We start from the raw sequence: 1,538 nt of genomic DNA, 5'->3' as shown, positions 1-1,538 counted from the left end.
GGGCCGATCAGGATATCGGTGACCGCATCGGGCGGTGTGATGTCCGGGGCATCGAATTGCAGTGACGCCGAGGCGTTGCCGTCAGCATCCACCAAGCGTACGTCGAGCGCTTCGCCGTTGGCCTGGGCAGGCGACAGGGTGAGGCTGAACAGGCCGTCGGCACCGACGACACCTGTGCCAATCAGGTTGCCGGCTGCATCGCGTACCTGCACTGTAGCGCCGGGTTCACCACGACCGGTGAAGGTGACGCCATCGGCCAGGGCCAAGTCAGTCGGTTGTGCTGGCGGCAGCAAGTCGGCCGAGGTGACCGAGCCCGGTTGCGATACGTTGCCAGCGGCGTCGGTGAGGGTGACTTGCAAGGTGCTGCCGTCGTTCACGGCAGGGTCAAGGGCGACGGTGAAGGTGCCATCTGCAGCGACGGTGCCAGTCGCAAGGATGTTGCCGGCCGCGTCACGCACCTGCACGGTAGAGCCGGCTTCGCCTCGACCACTGAGCTGGCTGCCGGCAGGGTTGATTACCAGGTTGGTCGGGGCTTCCGGTGGCGTTGTGTCGCTGCCGTCGATGTCCGGCGCGGTAAGGTTGCTGCCGGTGGAGGCGTTGCCTGCCGCATCGGTGGCCGTCACTTGCAGCACCTCGCCGTCTATCTGTGGCGGGTCGAGGGTGATGCTGAAGCTGCCGGTAGCACCAACTAGCACGCTACCTAGCACAGTGGTGCCGTCGGCGGCCAGCACGCGTACGGTGCTTCCCGGTTCGGCGCGGCCGGTGACCACGCTGCCGTCGGCATTGATCACCAGTTCGCTCGGTGGGGCAGGGGCGGTGATATCAGGTGCGGTGATCTGGGCGGGCAGCGAGGAAACGCCGCCGTCATCAATGGCGACCACGTCCAGCAGTTCGCCATTGGCCTGGGCCGGGTCGAGGGTGACGATGAAGCTGCCGTCGGGGCCCGCCACCACAGTGCCAATCAACGTGCCGTTGGCGTCATGCACTTCCACATGGGTGCCGGCCGGTGCGGTACCGCTGATGCTGCTGCCGTCTTCGGCGAACACCAGGTCGGTGGGGCTGGCAGGCGCAGTGGTGACCGGGACTTCGAATTGCAGTGCCGAGGAAGCGTTGCCGCTTGGGTCGGTCTGCACAAGGCTCAATTGTTCGCCCGGCTGAGCGGCCGGATTCAGGTCGATCAGGAAGGTGCCGTTGGCACCGACCACACCCGTGCCGATCACGGTGCCATTGGCATCACGCACTTCGACAGTGGCACCCGATTCGCCGCGACCGCTCAGCGCCAGGCCGTCAGCACCAACTGCAATATTGGTTACTGCTTCAGGTGGGGTGATATCCGGCGCATCGAATTGCAGCGGCGCAGAGGCGTTGCCGTCAGCATCCACCAAGCGTACGTCGAGTGCTTCGCCGTTGGCCTGGGCAGGCGACAGGGTGAGGCTGAACAGGCCGTCGGCACCGACGACACCAGTACCGATGACAGCACCGTTGGCATCGCGTACTTGCACGGTAGCGCCGGGCTCGCCGCGACCGGTGAAGGTGAC

At 65.9% G+C, this 1,538-nt stretch carries 1 protein-coding gene; it reads right to left on the bottom strand.

Annotated elements, in window-relative coordinates; genetic code table 11:
* Positions 1-1,538: Ig-like domain-containing protein (locus N5D53_RS27515; RefSeq protein ID WP_279841132.1), on the bottom strand; the 1,538-nt coding region annotated here is incomplete at both ends.

This window comes from Pseudomonas sp. GD03862 (assembly GCF_029840855.1).
GTDB classification, from domain to species: Bacteria; Pseudomonadota; Gammaproteobacteria; order Pseudomonadales; family Pseudomonadaceae; genus Aquipseudomonas; species Aquipseudomonas alloputida.
The sequence above is the reverse complement of the archived record's forward strand: the minus strand, read 5'-3'. Positions and strand labels throughout refer to the sequence as shown.